Origin of the sequence: Alkalispirochaeta americana (assembly GCF_900156105.1) — a bacterium.
In the GTDB taxonomy this organism is placed as follows: domain Bacteria; phylum Spirochaetota; class Spirochaetia; order DSM-27196; family Alkalispirochaetaceae; genus Alkalispirochaeta; species Alkalispirochaeta americana.
This window is the reverse complement of the sequence record NZ_FTMS01000005.1, coordinates 70,292-90,535: the sequence shown is the minus strand read 5'-3', so window position 1 is coordinate 90,535 and position 20,244 is coordinate 70,292. Positions and strand designations below refer to the sequence as shown.

The 20,244-nt window shown below is 55.3% G+C and carries 13 protein-coding genes; 6 read left to right on the top strand and 7 right to left on the bottom strand.

Annotated features, from left to right (window positions below; translation table 11 throughout):
* Window positions 1-2 precede the first annotated feature (2 nt).
* Window positions 3-923, bottom strand: a complete 921-nt coding sequence (locus tag BW950_RS05125) for a prenyltransferase (RefSeq protein WP_200796791.1) — start codon at window positions 921-923, stop codon at window positions 3-5.
* 140 nt (window positions 924-1,063) lie between these two features.
* On the opposite strand from BW950_RS05125, the gene BW950_RS05120 reads away from it, so the two are divergent.
* A complete protein-coding gene (locus BW950_RS05120) occupies window positions 1,064-1,852 on the top strand; it encodes a hypothetical protein (RefSeq protein WP_076488219.1) in 789 nt (262 codons plus the stop codon).
* 59 nt (window positions 1,853-1,911) lie between these two features.
* On the opposite strand, the gene BW950_RS05115 is transcribed toward BW950_RS05120, so the two are convergent.
* Entirely contained in the window at window positions 1,912-3,381 is a 1,470-nt protein-coding gene (locus BW950_RS05115; protein WP_076488218.1) for an FGGY family carbohydrate kinase, read from the bottom strand.
* Between the two features lie 353 nt (window positions 3,382-3,734).
* Between BW950_RS05115 and BW950_RS05105 the strand changes: the two genes are divergently transcribed.
* From BW950_RS05105 to BW950_RS05085, 5 genes are all read left to right on the top strand, one after another.
* The gene (locus tag BW950_RS05105; protein WP_159438724.1) at window positions 3,735-5,024 is read left to right on the top strand and encodes a helix-turn-helix transcriptional regulator; all 1,290 of its coding nucleotides are present in this window, start codon (window positions 3,735-3,737) and stop codon (window positions 5,022-5,024) included.
* 93 nt (window positions 5,025-5,117) lie between these two features.
* Window positions 5,118-7,334, top strand: coding sequence for a methyl-accepting chemotaxis protein (locus BW950_RS05100; RefSeq protein ID WP_076488215.1), 2,217 nt, complete (start codon window positions 5,118-5,120; stop codon window positions 7,332-7,334).
* Window positions 7,335-7,337: 3 nt separating this feature from the next.
* Window positions 7,338-7,724, top strand: a complete 387-nt coding sequence (locus BW950_RS05095; protein ID WP_076488214.1) for a hypothetical protein — start codon at window positions 7,338-7,340, stop codon at window positions 7,722-7,724.
* The gene (locus BW950_RS05090) at window positions 7,724-9,835 is read left to right on the top strand and encodes a chemotaxis protein CheA (RefSeq protein ID WP_076488213.1); all 2,112 of its coding nucleotides are present in this window, start codon (window positions 7,724-7,726) and stop codon (window positions 9,833-9,835) included. Before BW950_RS05095 ends, BW950_RS05090 begins: the two co-directional genes overlap by 1 nt.
* Entirely contained in the window at window positions 9,832-10,380 is a 549-nt protein-coding gene (locus BW950_RS05085) for a chemotaxis protein CheW (protein ID WP_234969027.1), read from the top strand. Before BW950_RS05090 ends, BW950_RS05085 begins: the two co-directional genes overlap by 4 nt.
* Window positions 10,381-10,589: 209 nt before the next feature.
* Here the strand turns inward: BW950_RS05085 and BW950_RS05080 are convergent, their stop codons facing one another.
* The 5 genes from BW950_RS05080 to BW950_RS05060 all read right to left on the bottom strand — a co-directional run bounded on the left by BW950_RS05080 (window position 10,590) and on the right by BW950_RS05060 (window position 20,140).
* Window positions 10,590-12,566 carry a methyl-accepting chemotaxis protein gene (locus BW950_RS05080; RefSeq protein WP_076488212.1) on the bottom strand — a complete coding sequence of 659 codons (1,977 nt, stop codon included), beginning with the start codon at window positions 12,564-12,566 and terminating at the stop codon, window positions 10,590-10,592.
* 57 nt (window positions 12,567-12,623) lie between these two features.
* Window positions 12,624-14,003, bottom strand: a complete 1,380-nt coding sequence (locus tag BW950_RS05075) for a putative bifunctional diguanylate cyclase/phosphodiesterase (RefSeq protein WP_076488211.1) — start codon at window positions 14,001-14,003, stop codon at window positions 12,624-12,626.
* Window positions 14,004-14,067: 64 nt separating this feature from the next.
* Window positions 14,068-15,960: a methyl-accepting chemotaxis protein gene (locus tag BW950_RS05070; protein ID WP_159438723.1), complete on the bottom strand. Its 1,893-nt coding sequence runs from the start codon at window positions 15,958-15,960 to the stop codon at window positions 14,068-14,070.
* Window positions 15,961-16,235: 275 nt separating this feature from the next.
* Window positions 16,236-18,203 carry a sensor histidine kinase gene (locus BW950_RS05065; protein ID WP_076488209.1) on the bottom strand — a complete coding sequence of 656 codons (1,968 nt, stop codon included), beginning with the start codon at window positions 18,201-18,203 and terminating at the stop codon, window positions 16,236-16,238.
* Window positions 18,204-18,322: 119 nt separating this feature from the next.
* The gene (locus tag BW950_RS05060) at window positions 18,323-20,140 is read right to left on the bottom strand and encodes a sensor domain-containing diguanylate cyclase (RefSeq protein ID WP_076488208.1); all 1,818 of its coding nucleotides are present in this window, start codon (window positions 20,138-20,140) and stop codon (window positions 18,323-18,325) included.
* Window positions 20,141-20,244 lie beyond the last annotated feature (104 nt).

Genomic DNA, 20,244 nt, shown 5'->3' with positions numbered 1-20,244 from the left:
ACTTACTGACCCCCGCTGATGATGCTTTCCAGGGCTGCAAGGCCCAGGGGCAACGCCAGGCTGACCGAGAAGAGAAGAAACGCTGCCGAGATTCGTTGCATTGACGCGCTCTTTGTCTCGTGAGAAAAGCCCTGACGGTGCATGAGCGCGTAGAGGGGAATTGAGAGAGCGAAAAAGAGGGGGGCTGTAATCTGCGCGGTATGATGGAGGAACCCCGCCCAGCCCAGGATGAAGAGAGACCCGTAGGCGAGAAACCCCTGAATGTAGACCAGGGATTCACCGACGTTTCTCCCGGCTTGTATCGAGAGGGTTTTTCGTCCAGCCAGGGCGTCTCCCTGGATATCGCAAGTATTGTTCACCGTCAGGATGGAGGCGATGAAGAATCCCGAGGGGATGCCCAGGAGCAACTCCCCGGGAGCGATTCCTCCGTTATGAACAAAGATGGTGAGACACAGCAGAAACCACCCCAAAAACCCCCCCGCAAAAAACTCGCCCCAGGGAGTCCGGGAAATGGGGCGCGGGCCTCCGTTATAGAGGAACCCCACAGCCAGGCAGAGGGCTCCTGCTGGCGCTATCAGGGGGTTTACCAGAATCGCAAGGAGGAGTCCCAGGATTATGGCAAGGGCGTACAGGATAAGCGCCACAATCAGGGCGATTCCCGGCGCTACCCGCTGGTGGACCAGGACCTTATCGGCCTCCCGGTTTGTCTGCTGTCGATCAACCCCGGTCCAGTAGTCAAAGAAGGTATTAAAGGCTGTGGTTCCCATGTCCACGGCGAGAACGGCCGCCACCATTAATCCTGTCCGCCCCGGGAGAAATCTGCCCGACGAGGCAACCGCCGCAAGGATTCCCAGACTGAAGGAAGAGATGCTCACAATCTTGGTCCGGAGCTCTACTATTCGCGCGAACTGGTACAGCGTCACTGTCTTTCTGCTCCTTTGAATCGTCCGATCCAAGATATCCGATGCCATCAAGAAATACCAGAGTGAAAGGCTTTCCTTTTTCTCTCTTTGTGTAGTAAAATTATCATGTAATTGCAGATAGATGCGATTGCAAGGAGATAATGATGAACAAGAAAATGGTTTTTGGTGTTTTTACCCTTTTTGTGGCAGCTGTGGTACTTCTGGTGGCTTGTGGAGCTCCCCCGCCACCTGCAGGATTTGCTCCGGGCCAACGTTCCGAGGCCTACGCCTACGTCCACGGAGGCTATGTGGGCATGGCTGTGGTCACCACCGATGATAAGGGAGCCCTTTCGGCTCACATAGACGAGGCCTTTCTTCCCCATACCCTGGCCATTGTCGATATCGACTCGGACCAGTGGACTCGGGAGAATACCCTCTCCTATCAGGTGCGGGGAAACGAGATCTTTGTTGCTCGCCATGTCTCCTACCAGGGGAAACCCTACAGGGGAGTCTCCGTGGGAACTGCTTTGGCCTACGTCGCCGCCGACGATCAAGGTAATCCTGCCGGAAACGTTCTTCTGGATCTGGAGATCCTGAGAAACCAGGAGACCATGGCCCGGTGGTTTCATGGAATCCAGGAAGGAGCTTTCGCGATCCACCAGAGTTTTGACGGAGACCCTCTCCCGGTGACCTCCACCGCCTACGGCGGCGTCACCAAACGGGATTCGTCCTACTGGAGCAACGGAAGTGGCCTCGGCTGGGAAGCAAACATGAACGCTATCCAGGACGCAGTAGAACGGATTGGCCCGGGCTTCCAGCTTGACGAGATTACCCGAGGTAACGACGATCGATGGCGTCTGGCCGATGTGGTGACCCGGGCAACAGCTTCGGATTTCAAGGACTACTTCGGGCTGGTCCAGGCCGCTGTGGGCCGGCTCAAGATGAAATAGGGGCCGCTCGATCCGGCCCTGAAGCGTTTCGACTGCTTCAGGGCCGGATAAGTGCTGGGTCAGGTCAGGCGGCGAAGAAGCTCTTCCCGCCAGGCCTGGTATCGCCGGTGGAGTTCTACGGCCTGGCGCGGCAAAAAGTGCAGGGATGCCCCCGACGCAGCCTGCCAGGATTCCTCCGTGGCGTCTTCTTCGCAGCTTCTCAAGAGATAGCAGAGTCCCCGGGCTGTGGCTTCGCTGTAGCTGGGCCGAATCACCTCGCATTTCGTCAGGGAAGCCAGACGCTGACACAGGGCATCGCTTTTTGCCAGCCCTCCGGTGATGATGATTCGTTTTACAGGCTCGCCCTTTTCCTCCAGAACCCGTCGGTTTTCTTCCAGCAGAAAGATCACACTCTCGGCCACAGCCGTGGCACGGGCGCTCAAAGGGGCCTCGGAAGCGTTGTGACCGACGTAGCAGGAGGGGAAATCAGGTATCCAGTAGGGAGCCGCCAGGCCAGAGACTCCATTGAGGAAGAGAGGCGGATCTTGGGTCTCTTCGAGCCAGCCATTGAGATACCTGGCCCAGTTTGGTTCTTCCTGGCCAATCCACTCCACCAGGGCCCCTGCTGCCCCGTTGATCGTTCCCTCAAGAACGCGGATGCCCTCACTGCCATCGTCCCAGACAACGCTTTGCAGGAGTGGTGCTGCATCATCGTGGCGGGCTCGGGTTGGTTTCTGGATGAATGCGCCGGTTCCGATATTTACATAGACCGCTTCCTCGTCCAGCTTGCCTGCCGCAAAGACCGCAGCCGATTGATCCCCGGTACAAACGGTAACGGGAATGACCTGCTGGCCCAGGCTGATCGTGCCGTAGGCATGCCTGCTGGGTACCGATTCGGGAAGCACGTCCTGTGGTATCTGAAAGAGATGGAGAAGATAGTCAGACCAGTTTTTGGTGTGTACATCCCAGAGCAACGTCCGGGATGCGTTGGCCGGGTCAGCGAAGGCAGGGCTTTCATGGAGAGATCGAGCCAGAAGAAAACTTGCCAGGGGGCCACAGCAGAGCGTTCCCGCCTCGGCCGCTGCCTTGACCGCTTCGTGGTTTTTGAGAAACCAGCGCAACTTGTTTGCTCCGTAGTGAGGAGATATTCGCAAGCCCGTAATACGGGGTATCTCTTGCGATGCCTCACGAGGGAGTGTCTCCAAATGCGAAGCATCACGACGGTCCTGCCACGAGGCAATTGGAGCCAAAGCTGCACCCGAAGAGCGGTCCCAGAAGGCCACACTGGAGCGCTGTGTGGCAAAACCCGCAGATTGCACAGGGGGGGGCTGGTCGCCGAGTATCTCAGCCAGCCCCGAAAGGGCCTCCTGAACCGATCGAGCCATCTCCTCGGGATCGTGTTCGACCTGGTCGGGGGCGGGATGGCTCGTCGTTATGGGTGCGCTGAACTCTGCCAGGGCAGTTCCATTATTATCGAAGAGGATGGCCCGGGTTGCTTGTCCTCCCTGGTCGATTGCCAGATAGTGTTGCGCCCGATCGGTTTTGCTCATGGTTAGTGCTCCTTAGCTGGGTTGTGAGGGCTCCTCCCGGACCGTCGGGGTTTCAGGAAATGCCCGGGATGCGGGGGTGAGACCAGTTAAACACTCCTCCTTTCTACCGTCAAGAAAAAAAGGTTTTTTCTGAAAATTGTCTTCCATATTACGAAAAAAATGTTGTGTTTTGCGAAACCTCGGTGTATTCTGCCTTGGTTCGTTCCATGGGCCTCTTTATGAGTCTGAAGCGTATCGGGCGGATGTAATCAAAACTGTCAATACAATAATTCTCCCGACAGGTCTCGATGCGGTTTTCCGGGGTGTCCTGGAGGACTCGGGGTGGCTTGGCGGGCATGCAGAGGGGTGGAGGTGTGTCATCGTTTGTATATTTCATCACGACAATCGGTATTGTAAATAGTTTTCTCTTTGCCTTCCTCTCCTGGAAGGCCCGCGCCTCCGCCCGGGAGTATCGCCATGCGGGAACGTGGCTTTCTCTGCTCTTTCTGTGCTTCGGGATCGCTCTTGCGCGGCTCCTGTACCGCGAGTTTCACCAGCCGGCAGAAAACCCCTTTCTTTTCATGGCCTGGCTCTCGGTTCGCTGGATCTACGGACCTGCCCTGCTTTTTTATGTCCGGTCGGTGATGAGACCCGGCCATTTCCGGGGGTGGCGAGATATCCTGCTTCACAGTATTCCTTTCATTCTGCACTTCATTGTCATAGCACCCCTTGTGCTGTATGTGCTCCCCGATTTGACTCCCACCAGGGAGGACGGAGGGTTGGGATATCTTCTCTGTGTGGGGCCTGTCCTGGTCCAGGTGCTACACTTTTTCTGCTATGTGGGGCGAATGAATACCGAGTTGTTCGAAGCATCCCTTGAACGGGTTGGCAACCAGCGTCTTGAGGCACAGCGTCAGGCCTGGATACTCACGGTTGTCACGGCAGCTCGGGTTACTACGGCGGTTTTTCTGGCCCTCACCGTGGGCTACGCCTTTTTTTCCGTTCCTTTGCAAATAATGGTCTTTAATCTGCACTCGACGTATTTCCCGTTTCATCGAATTACAGCGGTCTATATGTTCCTCCTGCTCCATTACACAGGTTACAAGGGCCTCGATACGGGAATTCGTGAACTTCTTCCCCGGCCCTTTGGCGAGGGAGCCCGGCAGGATGCCCCAGAAGAGACCGAAGCTCTTGACGCAACAGACGATCCGGTAATTCCACCAGGCAAGAGGGCGGGGGAGCGCAGTATGAACCGCTACGTTCGATCTTCCCTGAGTCTGGTCGAAGCGGTGCAGATTCTGGCTCGGACGCGTCACCACGTGGAGGTTCGGGAACGATATCTGGATCCTGAACTTACACTGGACAAGCTGGCAGGAGAACTCACCCTGAGTCGGCATTCGCTTTCCCAGGCCCTGAATCAGGTTCTTCAACAGAACTTTTCGGAGTTTATCAACTCCTATCGTCTTCAGCGTGCCCAGGAGCTGTTGCGCGACCAATCGTCAGGCCGGATAAAACTAATCGATGTGGCCTTCGCCTCGGGGTTCCGTTCAAAATCGAGCTTCAATGCTCTGTTCAAGCGCTATTGTTCCATGACACCCACGGAGTACCGAAAACTCTGCGAAGAACCTCAATCCTCCGAGGAAGCATCCCTGGCGGCCCTGTAGTTCCTTTTACGGGTCCTCTCCGATAAATCTGGACGATCAGACGACGATTTTCGTGCTTCTCTGGTCTCTGGAAATTTTCGGGGAGGCACAAACGTGGGAACAGGCGAAAAAAAATGGCGCTATCGGTGGCGAGGCTTCAAGACAATCAGAACAGAGATGACCCTCCTCTTTGGAGGTGTCTCGGCGGGCGTTCTCTTTTTTGTGGGAGCCGTGCTCCTCTGGCAAATCCTGCAGATCCAGAATGGCACCGTCGAGGAACTCTCCCGGGAAATTGTGGATGCCCGCAGTTCCGAGGCAGGACGATGGCTGGAGGGGCATCTGAACACGGTCCGCCAGATTTCCCGGGGAGAACAGTTTCAGACAGGAGAACCCCACCGGATTATTCAGGAAGTTCTTCGAAGACACGAGACGATTCCTGAAGAGTTCGAAAATCTCTTTTTTGTGGACCCGTCGGGCGATTTTATGACCAGCGACGGACTCACGGGAAATCTCTCTCACCGGGATTACGTCCGGGCTATCTACCAGGAGGGTCGGGACTACGCTATGAGCCAGGGAATGAGGAGTGTGGCCACGGGAAATCCAATAGCCGTGGTCGCTCAGGCCCTGCGGGATAGCCAGGGCGAGGTCACGGGTATTCTTGGAGCCTCTGTTACCCTGGAAGCTCTGGGTGATCTTACCCGGGCCATGCGCTTTGGCCGTCACGGCCGGGGGTCCGTTGTAGACGGCACGGGAATGATCATCGGTGATGCACAGTCTGCCCTGGTACTTAGTCTGAACATCGCCCAAGCCGACGGATACCAGGGGTTGGACTCTATAGCCCGGGAAATCCTGCAGGGCCTTTCTGGCAGGGGCGATTATCGAAACCCTGAAGGGGAGCGATATCACGCAATCTATGCACCCGTTCCCGGGTCTCCCAACTGGTCTGTGGCTTACCTGTTGCCCTATTCTGACCTGGCCGCTCCTCTGGTGCGGATCTCCTGGGTTATTGTGGGGCTGGTCGTCCTGGCAGTCCTGGCCGTTGTGGCTACTGCTTTCCTTGTGGCGCGAAGTACGGCATTGCTTCTGAAAGATTTTGTTGATCAGGCCCAGGAATATGCGAGGGGGGACCTGACTCGGGATCTTTCCTCCGAGTACGAGCAGTACTACCTTCGAAAACGCGATGAGTGGGGAGATCTCGCTCGGGCTCAGGGAGCTATAAGCGCAAAGATGAACCAGATTGTGGGGAACATTCAAGACGGAGCCCAGGCAATAACTGCCAGTAGCCGGGGGCTGGCAAAAATAAGCAGCGATGTTTCTTCAGGAACCTCCCAGATGGCGGCCGTGGCGCAGCAGCTATCCCAGGGGGCTTCGGAGCAGGCCGCCTCGGTGGAGGAGGTTTCGGCGTCCATGGAGCAGATGGCCGCAAATATTCGGCAAAGCGCAGACAATGCCGAGACAACTCAGCAGATAGCGGTCCTTTCGGCGGAAAAGGCCCAGCGTAGTGGTGTTGCTGTGTCAGATACCGTAGTTGCCATGAAGACGATCGCCGAAAAGATCAACATTATCGAAGATATTGCCCGGGAGACAAATATGCTCTCCCTGAACGCCGCCATTGAGGCGGCCCGGGCCGGAGAGCAGGGAAAGGGCTTTGCCGTTGTGGCTGCCCAAGTGAGAAAACTGGCGGAGAACTCCGGTGACGCAGCCAGGGAGATACGCCAAATCAGCGCTGAATCGGTGCGCATCGCCGAGGAAGCCGGGAACCTGCTAGATGAAACCGTTCCGGAGATAGAGAAAACAGCTAATTTGGTTCGGGAGATAACATCATCCACCAGAGAAATGAGTGCTGGCGCAGACCAGGTGAGTCAGGCGGTGCTGCAGTTGGACCAGGTAGTCCAGCAAACAGCATCGGCTTCCGAAGAGGTTGCTGCCACCAGTGAGGAGCAGTCGGGGCAGACCGATGCCCTGGCAAAAACCTCCCAGGCTCTCCTTGAGCAGGCGCAAAAGCTTGAAGGGATTGCCGAGTATTTCACCCTTCTGGGCCGTTCTCGCGGAGGAGACTCAGGAGAATCTGGTGAGCATGGGAAGGACAGGAAGGTCGAGGAACCAAAGGCCCTGTCAGAACCTGAGGAATTCAGGAAGCCCGAAGAAGCCAGGAAGCCCGAAGAAGCCAGGAAGCCCGAAGAATCACCCTCCCGGAAGGTTTCTCCCGACAGGAAACCCGCCCTGCCAGGGCGCTCTTCGCATACAAGGGAGGAGCGGGGCATATCGGTCCTGGAGCAGCAGGCGCTTCTGAGTCAGGATGAGTTGGACTACAGTTTTGAGGAGATGTAAAAGATGGCAGATATATCTGTTGAAGCGACCCCCCGGGGCTTTCGAATTGCCTTCGCTGGAGATATTTCCCTCCGCGACGCCGGACGAATTTTTGCGGAGTTTCATGAGACCCTTCACAGGGCGGAACGCGAACAGACGATTCAGGTTGACACCCGAGGCGTGACAAGTACAGGACTTCCTTTTGTGCAGATTCTTGTTATCCTCGATCGGGAGGCATTCTCCAGGGGAATCCGCGTTGATTTCATGTCGCTCATGTCTTCGGCGGTGAAAGAGGCCATCATTGATCTTGGTTGCCACCATTATTTCCCCGACCTTGCTTGCTCCGAAGAGGAATTTTCCCGGTTGGAGAGGGCCCCCCTGGCCGGGATGAGCCAGGAAGGTGGAGCCTGATGGATTTTTCGCCGGACTTGTTTTTTCAGGAATCCCGTTCTCTTCTTCAAATCCTGGAGCAGGACTTGGTCTCCCTGGAGGAGGCTCCTCGGGACGGAGATCTTCTCCAGAGGATCTTTCGAAACATGCATACTCTGAAAGGGTCCGGAGCCATGTTCGGTTTTGAGAACATTTCGGCCCAGGCCCATGCCATGGAAAACGCCTTTGATAGTATTCGGGCAGGAAAGATGACCGTTACCAGGGGAGTGATCGAGGAGTCCCTTGCGGGATTGGATAGAATCACGGCAATGCTGGAAGATCCCGATCTGCCGCCCCATGTGGAGGGGTGGCAGGAAGTAACAGAAGCAGCCTGTGGTATGACTAGGGAAGACAGTGCTCCTTGTTCCGGGAAACAGGTCTTTCACCTGCGCTTTCATCCCGCCCCCGGAATACTTCAGAACGGAACGCGTCTCAGGGGGCTCTTCCACGAACTGGCATCGTTGGGTCCTGTGCAGATCAGCGCTCAGGACGTTCGGTTGCCCTCCTGGGATTCCTTCGATCCCACCCTGTGTTACCTGGATTTTGATATTCTTCTGGTAACGCCGAAAAGCGAAGAATCGGTACGGGAGGTTTTCCTTTTTGTGGAATCCGGGAGCACTCTCTCGGTGGAGACAATCCCCTTCGATTGGGACGGAGATAAAACTCCCCTGTTGGGAGAGATTCTCCAGAGGCGGTGTCACATTACGGACGAGCAGATCCAGGAGCTTCTGGAGGCACAGAAACAGAACAAAAAGCTGGGTGAGCTGGCAGTAATGCAAGGCATTGTCGATGAAGAAGAGCTGGAGACAGCCCTGGAAGAGCAGAAATTTCTGCAGAAGCAGAAAAAAACTCGCGATCAGACGTCTCAGGCCGCAGCGCTTCTTGTATCGGATCAAAAAGTGAATGCTGCCGTTGATCTTGTGGGAGAACTGGTTACCCTGAAAGAGCGCCTGTCGTTGCACGTGGGGGAGGTGAAGGATCCTGTTCTTGATGAGATCAGCGAAGAGCTTGATTTTCTTGTCAGCGATCTGCGTGAGCGGATCATGGGAATGCGCCTGGTTCCGTTGCAGAATATGTTTGTCGGTTTCCGGAGGATTGTGAGAGATCTATCGGTGGAGATGGGCAAAGAGGTGGATCTGGAGATTGAAGGCGGGGAAACCGAGCTGGACAAAACGGTGATGGATTCCCTGAAATCTTGTCTGGTTCACATGATCCGCAACAGCATCGATCATGGCATTGAGTCGCCTCAGGACCGCATGAAACGGGGAAAATCCTCGCGGGGAAAGATCTCCTTGCGAGCCCGATATGTTGGTTCCCAGGTCGAGATAGACGTTGCCGACGATGGGGCGGGAATCGACATAGAGAAGGTTCGCCAGAAAGCCGTCGCCCAGGGGCTTCTTTCTCCTGACAGTTCGCTATTGCATGATGAAGTGCTGGGCCTGCTCTCCCGGCCAGGATTCTCAACGGCTTCCCGGGTAACCTCCGTTTCCGGTCGGGGCGTAGGCACCGACGCCGTTCTTGCCGAAGTGGAAAAACTGGCGGGTCATCTCTTTCTTGATTTTCGCGAGGGCCAGGGAACGACCTTCACCATTCGAATTCCCCTTACTCTGGCGATTATCGACAGCTTGCAGGTCCGCCTGGGGGATCACCATTTCTCGATCCACCTGAACGATGTGAAGGAATGCTTTATCCTGCCGCAGGCCCGGCAACTGCTCTCTTCAACGCAGCGGATCCTGCATCACCAGGGCAAGCCTCTGCCCTTGGTTGATTTAAGGGGGCATTTGGGAATCGGGGGGAGTCATCCCGAGCTGGCCCATGTAGTTGTGGTCGATTCAGGGTTTCACAGAGGAGGAATCGTAGTGGACGAGATCATCGGCCAGAACCAGGTGGTGATCAAACCCCTGAAGGGTCTTCTGGGAAGAGTTGCGGAGATCAGCAGCTCGACGATTCTGGGAGATGGGGATATCTCTCTCATTCTTGATATTCCCAGACTTCTTGAATCTCTATCGGTAGATGGAGAAATTATTGAAGAGATATCAAAAAATAACTTTTCCATGGAATACACAAAGGAGGAGCTCCTGTGCAGCAAATGAGAGAAACTCCCGTCGAGAACCCCTCGGACGGGAAGGATTTGAGAAACGTGTCTCTGGAAGGAACTGTGAGGCAGGACGTGCAACTATTGACCTTTACCGTGGCAGGAGAGCAATACGGTGTGGAGGTCGACCGGGTTCGGGAAGTCCTGGAATTACCTCGCATCGTGAAGGTCCCCAAGACCCTTGAATACGTTCGGGGAATAATCAACTTGCGGGGAACGGTTGTTCCCGTGATCGATCTGAAACAAAAGTTCGGGATGGATCGAACCGAGGAAACCATCGATACGGCCATAATAGTAATGGAAGTCACCGTGAAGGGAGAGGCCGCAGTTCTGGGGGCTCTGACCGACTCTGTTCAGGAGGTAATTGATCTTGGGGCAGATTCGATTGAACCTGCGCCAAAGTTCGGAACCGTTCTGGAAAATTCCTTCATTCAGGGTATGGGAAAGAGGAATGATGAGTTTATTATCATCCTTGATATCGATAAAGTTTTCAGCGTGCAGGAGATCTGCCGGTTAAATGCCTCGGCCGAGCAAGAGGAATGAGTCAGAACGTGGTCTGGCTGTATCGACCGCAAGGTCATCCATCCCGATACCCTGCCGACACGCTTCTGGCAGTAGAATCGAGTTTTACATAACGATGTGACTGATATTCTCCAACTCCGGAAAGGCCCTTGGGAACTCCAGGGCCTTTCCGGGTGTTGATGATTTAGAAACTTCCCTCCTGCTCCCGACGAGCCGGGGGAAGCGATTCTTCATGCCTCGTGGTCGTCCTTAGATTGACTGTGCAGCTCCGCGGAAAGAGTGAAGCGGGAGACAACCTCGGCCAGAGATTGAGCCTGACTGCGGAGCTCCCGGGTCGAAAGTGAGAGGTTCTCGGTCTGGCCGGACTGGTCTTCGCTGGTACTAGCCACCTCTTCGGCGGCCGCAGCGTTTTGCTGCACCATCGTATCGAGCTGGACCATGGCTTCGCTTACCTGTCGTGCCCCAGCGCTCATCTCCCTGGCCGAAGCGGTGATCTCCTGGACCAAATCAGCAGTTTTCCTGATCCCCGGGACGGTTTCGTCCAGAAGTTCCCCCGCGTTCTGGACAGTTTCCATGGACCGGGCGCTGAGAGTTCCGATTTCTCGTGCGGCGCTGGCAGAGTTTTCTGCGAGTTTTCGCACCTGCGCGGCGACAACGGCAAAGCCCTTGCCTTGTTCTCCTGCCCGGGCTGCTTCAATGGCGGCGTTCAGGGAGAGCATGTTGGTTTCCCGGGCGATATCCTCGATGATGCCGATTTTGTCGGCGATTTGCCGCATGGCTTCCACGGCTTCTGCGGCGGCCTGGCCGCTTTGCTGTGCCTTTTGGGATGACTCGAGGGCGATTTTTTCGGTGGCCTCGGCGTTATCGGCACTTTGCCGTATGTTGGCCGCCATCTCTTCCATGGCCGAGGAGACCTCCTCCACCGAAGCTGCTTGCTCGGAAGATCCCTGGGAAAGTTCTTCTGCCACAGTTGTCATCTGGCCAGCTCCCTGAGATACCAGCCGCTCGATATCGGCAAGCTCTTCGGTTTTTCCTGTCACAGCGATACCCACGGCCTGAACTCTGGTGACGGAATCGCGCAGGCTTTCTTCCATTTTTGCTATGCTTCGGGCCATTTCACCGATCTCATCACGGCGCAATCGAACCGATTCCATTCTCGAAATCTCGTGAGCCGCGAGGTCCCGCACAGAGAGATCGAGGCGTGCAATTTTTTCTACCACCGGGACAAGATCTGTGATTGGTTTCGTAATTGTCCTGCTCACAACGGCGATAGTGGCTGTTCCCAGGAGCAGACCCGCTATTGCCACACCGGCAAAGATAAATTGCAACAACCGCAGGGGCGCGATGATATCGTGCCAGTAGGATCCTACAAGAACGGAAAATCCTGTCTCTCCAATGGGAGCGTATCCCATGAGGCGCTCCTCTCCCTGATAAAAGTACCGGCCCGTTCCCGACTCCCTCTGGGCAGCATGGCCCAGTACACGGGCCATTTCCCTATAGTCAGGGTTCGAGCGCGCTTCATCCATTGCGTTCCACCGTTCCTGGACCAGCTTGTGATCCCTGTGTCCCACAATTGTTCCTTCATCGTTAATAACGTAGGAGTACCCTCGCTCCCCGATCCCCACGGTGTTCACCAGGGTTTCAAAAACTCTTGTATCGCGCACGCCGATGAGTACACTCTGGATTTCTCCCTGGCGCATCACCGGTACGGCCACGATCATAATTGGTTCCCCCGTGGCCCGACTGATAAGAACCTCTGACACGTTCGGTTGGCCCCTGCGGGCCAGCCGGTAGTAATCGCGATCGGATACGTCCGTAACGGCCTGGTCCAGGGTTCGCCGGTTTATTCCTTCCAGGTCAACCAGTCCGAAGGTATCGTATCCCAGGGCTTCCGCCTGGTCCTGCAGGTTTTCGGAAATCTCTGCCCAGGGTGTTCCATCGGTGAGAATATCCTGGCGGGAGACAGAATCCAGGGATGTGATCATGTCCTGAAAACGGTCGTTCATAAGTACTCCTGCTGTCTGAGCCAGCTCCAGGAGAGATTCTTCCGTCTCGTCTGTCAGCGTAGCCCGGACATGGTGCAGCAGAATGACCGCTGTCATAAGAAGGATAAGAGCAGTAGATGCCCCGAAAACGATAATCATCGACGTTTGGAGCGTTCTGAAACCGCGTCTGCTTTGTTGAGTAGATTGTCTCAAGATGTTCATGAGCTGTGATTCTCCTTGGTTCTGGGTTTTGGTTGGTTCTGTTTTTTGTGTCTCGTTTTAATGTTCTGCCGGTGTTGTTTCTCGAGAGAGAGGGCTCCCCGAAAACAGGGGGAGCAGATCAACGAGGGGTTTGGGACGGGAAAAGAAATATCCCTGGAACTGACGAAAGCCGATGCTTCGAAGCAGATGAAACTGTTCCTCCGTTTCCAGACCCTCGGCAATTACCGAAAGATGTAAATGGTTTCCAAGATCGTTCAGGGCAGACAGAATTCGGGAGGTTCGTTCTGGTGCCTGTCGGTATTGCAAGAAGGATCTGTCGATTTTGAGGGTGTCCACGGGAAGATGTTGCAAATACTGAAGCGAGGAAAAGCCGGTGCCAAAGTCGTCGAGTGCTATTTTGTATCCTCTTCGGCGGAGTTCTTTCAGAAGGCGGTTGCACGCCGGAAGTTCTTTAATCAAGTGGCTTTCTGTTATCTCCAAAACTATCCCGCTCCTGGTGATTCCCCTTTTTTGGGTGGCCTGGTCTAGGGTTTCCAGGAGATGAGAGGATTGCATCTGCACTGGTGATATATTGATGTGGACCGGGGGACGAACAGCCGGGGGAAGCGAAGATATTTCTTCAAGGACTCGATGAATCACCGTATCGCCTAAAGGGGTGATCAGCCCCGATGACTCCGCCAGGGGAATAAACTCGGCAGGCGACACCGGACCCAGGGGTGGCGGGCTCCAGCGCAATAACGCTTCAAGGGCAGCGATTTCTCCATCGCCATCGTGGATCGGCTGGTAGTGCAGGGTAAAGGACTCCTCCTCCACAGCCTCGCAGAGCAGGCGGGCAATGTGGACTTTCCGGAGAGCTGTTGTCTTCAGAGTTTTTGTGTAGAAGAGGAAGGGCTCCTTGATCTGCTGTGATTCTGCATTCGCCGCAGCTGCCCCGCGAACAAGATCATCGACGGTATGGAGTCCTTCCTGCCCCTTCCGGGCGATCCCCGCCGTACAAAGGAGGGTAAAGGGTGCGGTCCCTTCGGGAGAAAGCTCTCCCAGGCCTTCCAGAATCGTCTGGGCCAGAAGTGACGGGTGGTACTCCCTGGGACAGGTAATGACAAAGGTCTCTCCGGAAAAGCGGTACAGCTCTGCCAAAGGTGGAAGAAGACCTTCTATGTGTCGTGATGCTTTTTGGAGCATCGCGTCGCCTTGTCGATATCCGAAGAGTTCATTCACCCTGCGGAGATTATTGACAGAGAGAAAGATGACTGCTTCCGGCGCAGCTTTATTCCGTCGGTGCAGATAATCCCGGTCAAAGGCTGTGCGGCTGGGCAGGCCGGTGAGAGTATCCCTGTATAGCTTCTGTCTTGAACAGAGCGCTCTCCGCCACAGCAGGAAAAGATATCCCGCAAGCAGCAGCAAGAGGCAAAAGACTTGGGGAATCGAAATCATCATTGCAGAGCTCCTGATATCCCGTGGAGGGAAGTTATTCTGATCATACAAGCCTTCCGGGCACAGGCTAGGTCGAGAAAAAGTCCACCAGTTGCTCCAACTCCCGGGCAAGATTCCGGAGTTTTCCTGTTTCCAGAGAAAGCTGGCCTGTTTGTACCGATTGTTGCTCGCTTGTGGCAGCCACTTCCTCGGAGGCTGAAGAGGTGTGCTGCACCATCGTATCGAGCTGGACCATGGCTTCGCTTACCTGTCGTGCCCCAGCGCTCATCTCCCTGGCCGAAGCGGTGATCTCCTGGACCAAATCAGCAGTTTTCCTGATCCCCGGGACGGTTTCGTCCAGAAGTTCCCCCGCGTTCTGGACAGTTTCCATGGACCGGGCGCTGAGAGTTCCGATTTCTCGTGCGGCGCTGGCAGAGTTTTCTGCGAGTTTTCGCACCTGCGCGGCGACAACGGCAAAGCCCTTGCCTTGTTCTCCTGCCCGGGCTGCTTCAATGGCGGCGTTCAGGGAGAGCATGTTGGTTTCCCGGGCGATATCCTCGATGATGCCGATTTTGTCGGCGATTTGCCGCATGGCTTCCACGGCTTCTGCGGCGGCCTGGCCGCTTTGCTGTGCCTTTTGGGATGACTCGAGGGCGATTTTTTCGGTGGCCTCGGCGTTATCGGCACTTTGCCGTATGTTGGCCGCCATCTCTTCCATGGCCGAGGAGACCTCCTCCACCGAAGCTGCTTGTTGTGAAGCCCCCTCCGAAAGCTGCTGGGCCACGTGAGCGGTGTTCCCGGCACCGTTCGATACCTCTTGACCGATGTTTTGAAGGCTTCCGCTATCCCTGTTCACACGATGTGAGATTTCCCGAATCGACGAGACCACGCCGGAGAGGCGATGCTGGAGCGTGCGGGTGCTTGAGGCCAGGACTCCTATTTCGTCTTCCCGTTTTTCTGTCCACGATGGGACGGCACAATCAAGTCTGCCCCCGGCAAGAACGTCGAGATAGCTTGAAAGTTCCTTTATTGGTTTGGTCAGGCGAAGGCCGACCATGAAAGAGGCAAAAAGCACCGTAGCCAGCGAGATAATTCCCAGAAAAATGAAATGACCGTTAAGCCTTCTCAAGGGGGCCTGGAGGGTTTCCCGGGGAACGGCCATGGCCAGGCGCCATCCGAAATCAGCTAATGACACGGAGCGAATGATGTGGGGAGAACCGTTGATTGAAGCAGAGAAGACTTCTTCCGGGTCTTCCTGATCGGGATGGCCGAGGAGCATTCTGGCCACATCCTTGTAACCGTCATTCTCCTGGAGGGGAGTTCCAACCAAGTTTTCATCGGGGTGAGCCAGCAGATTTCCTTCTTCATTCAGAAGAAAGGCATATCCTCCGTCACCAAGGCAGTACGCCGAGATAGCTTCTGTCACCTGCTCCAGGGATATGTCTGTTGCCAGCACACCAAAGATGTCTCCCTCCTGATCGAAAAGGGGGCGCGCGGCAGTTATGACAAGATTTCCTGTGTGAGCATCGACGTAGGAATCGGAAAAACCTGGTCCTTCCTGGTGCACCGCGCTTTGGTACCAACCCCGTTCCCGTGGATCGTAGTCATCGGGGATGTTCCAGGCGCTCCCGGTGGTGTGAAGGCCATCGTGAAATGCCAAATAGAGTGTGCCCACGGCATCGTCGTAACCTGAGGATTGAAGAAAGGGATGGTGGTTTGTATGGCCCGGACCGAACTGTCGCAGAGTCTTATACATGCCGGGGGTTTCAAAGATTTGTCCTGCGCTATCTATGAGGACCAGTTTTTTTTCAGCCCAGTTTTCTACGCTCTGTTGGAGTGAAGAGAGGTCCTGGCGGAGTCCCTGAAAAACCATCTGGCTTGAAAGCGTTCTGGAAGAGATGAAGCCTGTTACAGAAAAAATCGTTATAATCAGGGACGTTAACAGAAAGAGAAGTGCGCTGAGTTTTGTTTGCAGCTTCAACGTTTTTATCCTGAGGGGTTTCATTCTCCGCCATCCCCCAGGAGCGGTTCCGGGTTTTTCATCAGTCGCTTTTTCATCGGTTTGGTTCTTCTTGTAGACCATGGGCGTCCTTCCCTGAAGGGGTTGGTTTTTGCGGAAGAAAGAAAAGCATTACAGGGGGATAATTTCTCCCGGAGTATCCGCTCTTCCCGGAGCATCCGCAACAAGAGAGGATATATCGCGAAAGAGGGGAGTAAATCGTACAGGATTATCGGGAAGGACGATTTTCGGGGGTATCAGGACTCGTGGACGACCGTTTCCGGTATGTCGAGTTGAAAAAAACTGCCCTCGTCGGTGAGGATCGTGAGGGTTCCCTTGAGCTGCTTCATCAGCATTTCCACCAGGGTGAGTCCCAGCGAGGAGCTTCTCCGTGCATCGTCTTGGAAGCCCGGACCGTTGTCGGAAACGGTAAGTCTCCAGAAACCGGGGTGTGCCGCGAGGGTTATCCGGATTGTTGCTCTTGCGTGTGGATCGGCGAAGGCGTGCTTGAAGGCATTTGTTATGAGTTCATTCAGTATAATTCCCAGGGGTATCGCCGTCTCGATCCGGGCGAAGAGGTCTTCAAGGTCAAGCTCAAGGGAGACCCTTTGGCCTGAATGGGCGCAGGCCAGGTGGTGTGAAAGTTCCTCAATGTAGTCCCGCATGGAAATGCTGGAGCAGTCTTTTCGGGAGTAAAGCATCTGGTGTACCACGGACATGGCCATGATTCGATCCCTGCTTTTGGCAAGAGCGGCCACCGCCTCCTCGGGTGAGGATATCTCCTCGGCCTGCAGATTGAGAAGGCCTGCTACCACGGAGAGGTTGTTCTTTACCCGGTGATTCAGTTCGCCCAGGAGTGTTTCTTTCTCTGCCAGCTGCTGCCGGAGTTGCTCTTCTGCTGCACGCAGGCGTTGCTCTGTTTCGATTCGATCGGTGATATCCCGGGCTGCTGCGTAGAGCAGGTCCCCGTGGGGTCTCGTGCGCCATTCGATGTGCCGGTACTGGCCGTCCTTCCGTTGATAGCGGTTAATGAAGTTTTCCACTGTTCCTTGGGTTTTCAAATCTTCTATAGTGGCCTGTGTTTTTGCTAGATCGTCAGGATGAATGAAATCAAGAAATTTCCTGTTTTCGATTTCCTCCACGGGGTATCCCAGGGCCTTCTCCCATTCCCGGTTAACTCGCAGAAGCGTTCCCTCGGTGTTGGCTATACAGAGCAGGTCGATGGCCGAGGAGAAGAACCTGTCCAGCTCCAGGTTGGCTGCCTCCCGGGCGGCCAGGAGGTGACGCAGACGGAGAATAACCAGGGCAACGGCTGCGGAAAAGATAAGTTGCATACCCACGTAGTAGTTGCGTCGCAGATAGAACCGCTGCATCCAGAGGGCATAGTCTGTTTCTACCGCTACAAAGATTTCCCGGTCTCTCACTGGACGGCGGTGTTTGATGCGTTGGATCTGATCCAGATCGCTCGCGCCCACGCCGGAAAAGGGGTTTCGGCCAAGTCCCGGGAGATCAGAATTGAGGGAAAGACGGGTGAGGTCTCGGGTCAGGTCAAGTTCATTGCCATCCTGCAGTCCCGTGTATAGAGTCCCCTGACGGTCGAAAAGATAGATAAGGGATCCTCGTTCCATCTGGAGATCCCGAAAGAGCTCGGAGAAATAAAAAGGGTTCACCGAGGCCAGAAGAACCCCTGCAAAAGTCCCTCGGGAATCTTCGAGGCGCAGGCTTACCGGGAGGTACCACCTTCCCGTGAGACGCCCCAGGGTGGGTTCTCCCAGATGGGGGGATCTTCCTGTTGATTGGTGGTGGTGCAGGAAAAAGGGCCGGTCGCCGCTGAAGGTCGGCTCAAAAATAGACTGATCTGTTGCAACTACCTCTCCGGAAGAATCAATCACCGATATCAGGTTAAAGAGATTGCTGCGGGAGGCCACAAAAATTTCCAGGAGGCTGCTCATTTCTTCAGGGCTGATGTCCGATTCCCAATTTTCCCGAAGCAGCAGAAGAGACGACTCGATTTGTGAGAACGTTCCGGCGGCGTGTTTTTCCAGAACCGTGGCCACGCTGCGAGCATAGTCTTTGCCCCGGCTGATCTCGAGATGGTAATCATCCCGGATCACCCAGAAGGTGATAGACCAGGTGCCGGCGAGGATGACCAGCCCCAGGATGAGGATGTATCGGCCCTGCGGGGGGCGGGTGTTGCGCTTCAGGGTGTCTCGTAGGGTGGCCAAATTTTTCTTCTCCCGGTGTAGCCCTTTCATGGATGATAATACCACGAGGAGGGACAAGTAGGGAGGAACAATAATGCCTTGGGGGGTGATGCGACAGGGGGAACAGCTGCTGTGTCAGATCAGGGGTGCTGTGTGGGGCAGCAGACCACCATATTCCGACCCTGCTTCTTGGCAGTATACAGGGCCTGATCGGCCCGCTGGAAGAGTTCCTCCTGGGCTGACCCGCACTCGGGGTAGACCGAGATTCCGATGCTCGCGCTCAGAGTGAGCCCGGGATCGACTTCGGGAATTTTCAGGGATTCTACCGTCCTCCTGAGCCGTTCTGCAATGGCCTGGGCCTCGGCACACGATGTGTCCGGCAGGAGGAGGCAAAACTCTTCGCCGCCGAAGCGGAAGATCAGATCTTTCTTGCGAAAGGTATTTCTCAAGAGTTCTCCGATCCGCCTTAAAACGGTATCCCCTGCAGCGTGACCGTAGGTGTCGTTCACCAACTTAAAGTGATCCAGGTCAAGAACGAGAAAACTTACAGGTTTGGAGGTTCGGGCTGCTTGATCCAGTAAGGCTGCAGCAAGTTTTTCTCCCTGATGCCGGGCAAACGCCCCGGTCAGGCTGTCGCGGTGGGCCAGCACGGTGAGGCGCTCCACCTCGTCATAGAGACGCACCAGGTTATGAATCGTGGCCAGAGCGATGGCCATGGTGTAGGGGAAAAGGGCGTACTGGGTAATGAAAGCCATGTTGCTGCTTCCCCTATGGTTTCTGCTGATATAGATGTCTACCATCGTGAGGAAAACCATGATCAAGGAAGAGACAAACATAAGATACGCTGCGGGGGAGCTGCGGAAGTTCTTGAAGAGTGTTTTCATGACCACCGCCAGCGGAAGAACCCAGGAGAGCTGAATTACCGAGAAATTGATCCTGGTCAGAAAGAGAGTGCTGGGGTGCAGAGGAACGAGGACCAGGCATATCGCGGAGAAGGCCAGGTATCCGGCGTGGATCGCTCTGACGGGCTCTTTGAAGTACTGCATCACAAAGAGCATAAAGCAGGGGATTGCTACCCAGAGAGAAGCAAGTTCAAAGCGGGCAGCTCTGGCGTAGTTATCAAGAAATACCAGACTCGTTTGAATCCGGAAGAAAAAATATACTGCCACGGCCAGGCAGAAGAGTCCGAAAAAAAAGTGCTCTGCCAAAGATCTTCGACGGGCGTAGAGGGTGAGGAAAAAAAGCCCCGTCATGGCGTAGCAGGCGGTCAGCATATATTTGATCGTATCGGTCACGGCCCGCTGCCGCGTAAAATGATGATATGGCCCAAGGAGGGGGCGCGAGTAGGTTCCTGCCTGGCCCCAGGGCCGGGCCGATGTGTAGATCGAGATGATATTCTCCCTGTCCCGATAGAGGTGGTTTGCGGGGATTCGATAGAGGCGGGAGATGCCGAAAGCTTCGTCGGCTCCGCCCAGGGAAACGCCTCCGTTGCGTCCAAGAAACCAGCCGTTCACGTAGACCGTATCGAAGTCGACCACGTGTCCCAGCTTCAGGGCCGGGCTTGTTCCGCTGTCCACTGTGATTGGTGGCAGAACAATGCGGTACATTGCTCCCCTGAACGACCGGGACGAGTAGTGGTAAGGGAGTCTCTCCAGTTCCCGGGCTTCCCCGAAGGGTTCTGACTCATTCCTTCCAGGATGCTCTTTCCCGGGGTGGATCTCGCTGTTGAGGTCCCTCTCGTGGCCGGGATAGAAAAGGATTCTGAGGGCTGCCTCATCAAGAAAGAGAGGTTCCTGAAGAAGAAGGGGCTCTTCGACCGCCGGAGCCTGACTTCCCTGGACCTCGCGAAAGCAGAGGACCTCCTGGAGGAGAAAATCTTCCTGGTTCTGCCCCGGCAACGGTAGAGTCAGAAGGAGGAAGAGAGCCGGTGCAAGAAAAAACGATTCCGGTCGATCCATAACCCTATTATAATGATTTGCGTGGGTTTGTGAGGCCTGAATCGTCGGCGTTCCGGATTTAGAGTAGATGGTGCTGGTGAATGGTGTCCCGGCGCAGATTAAAC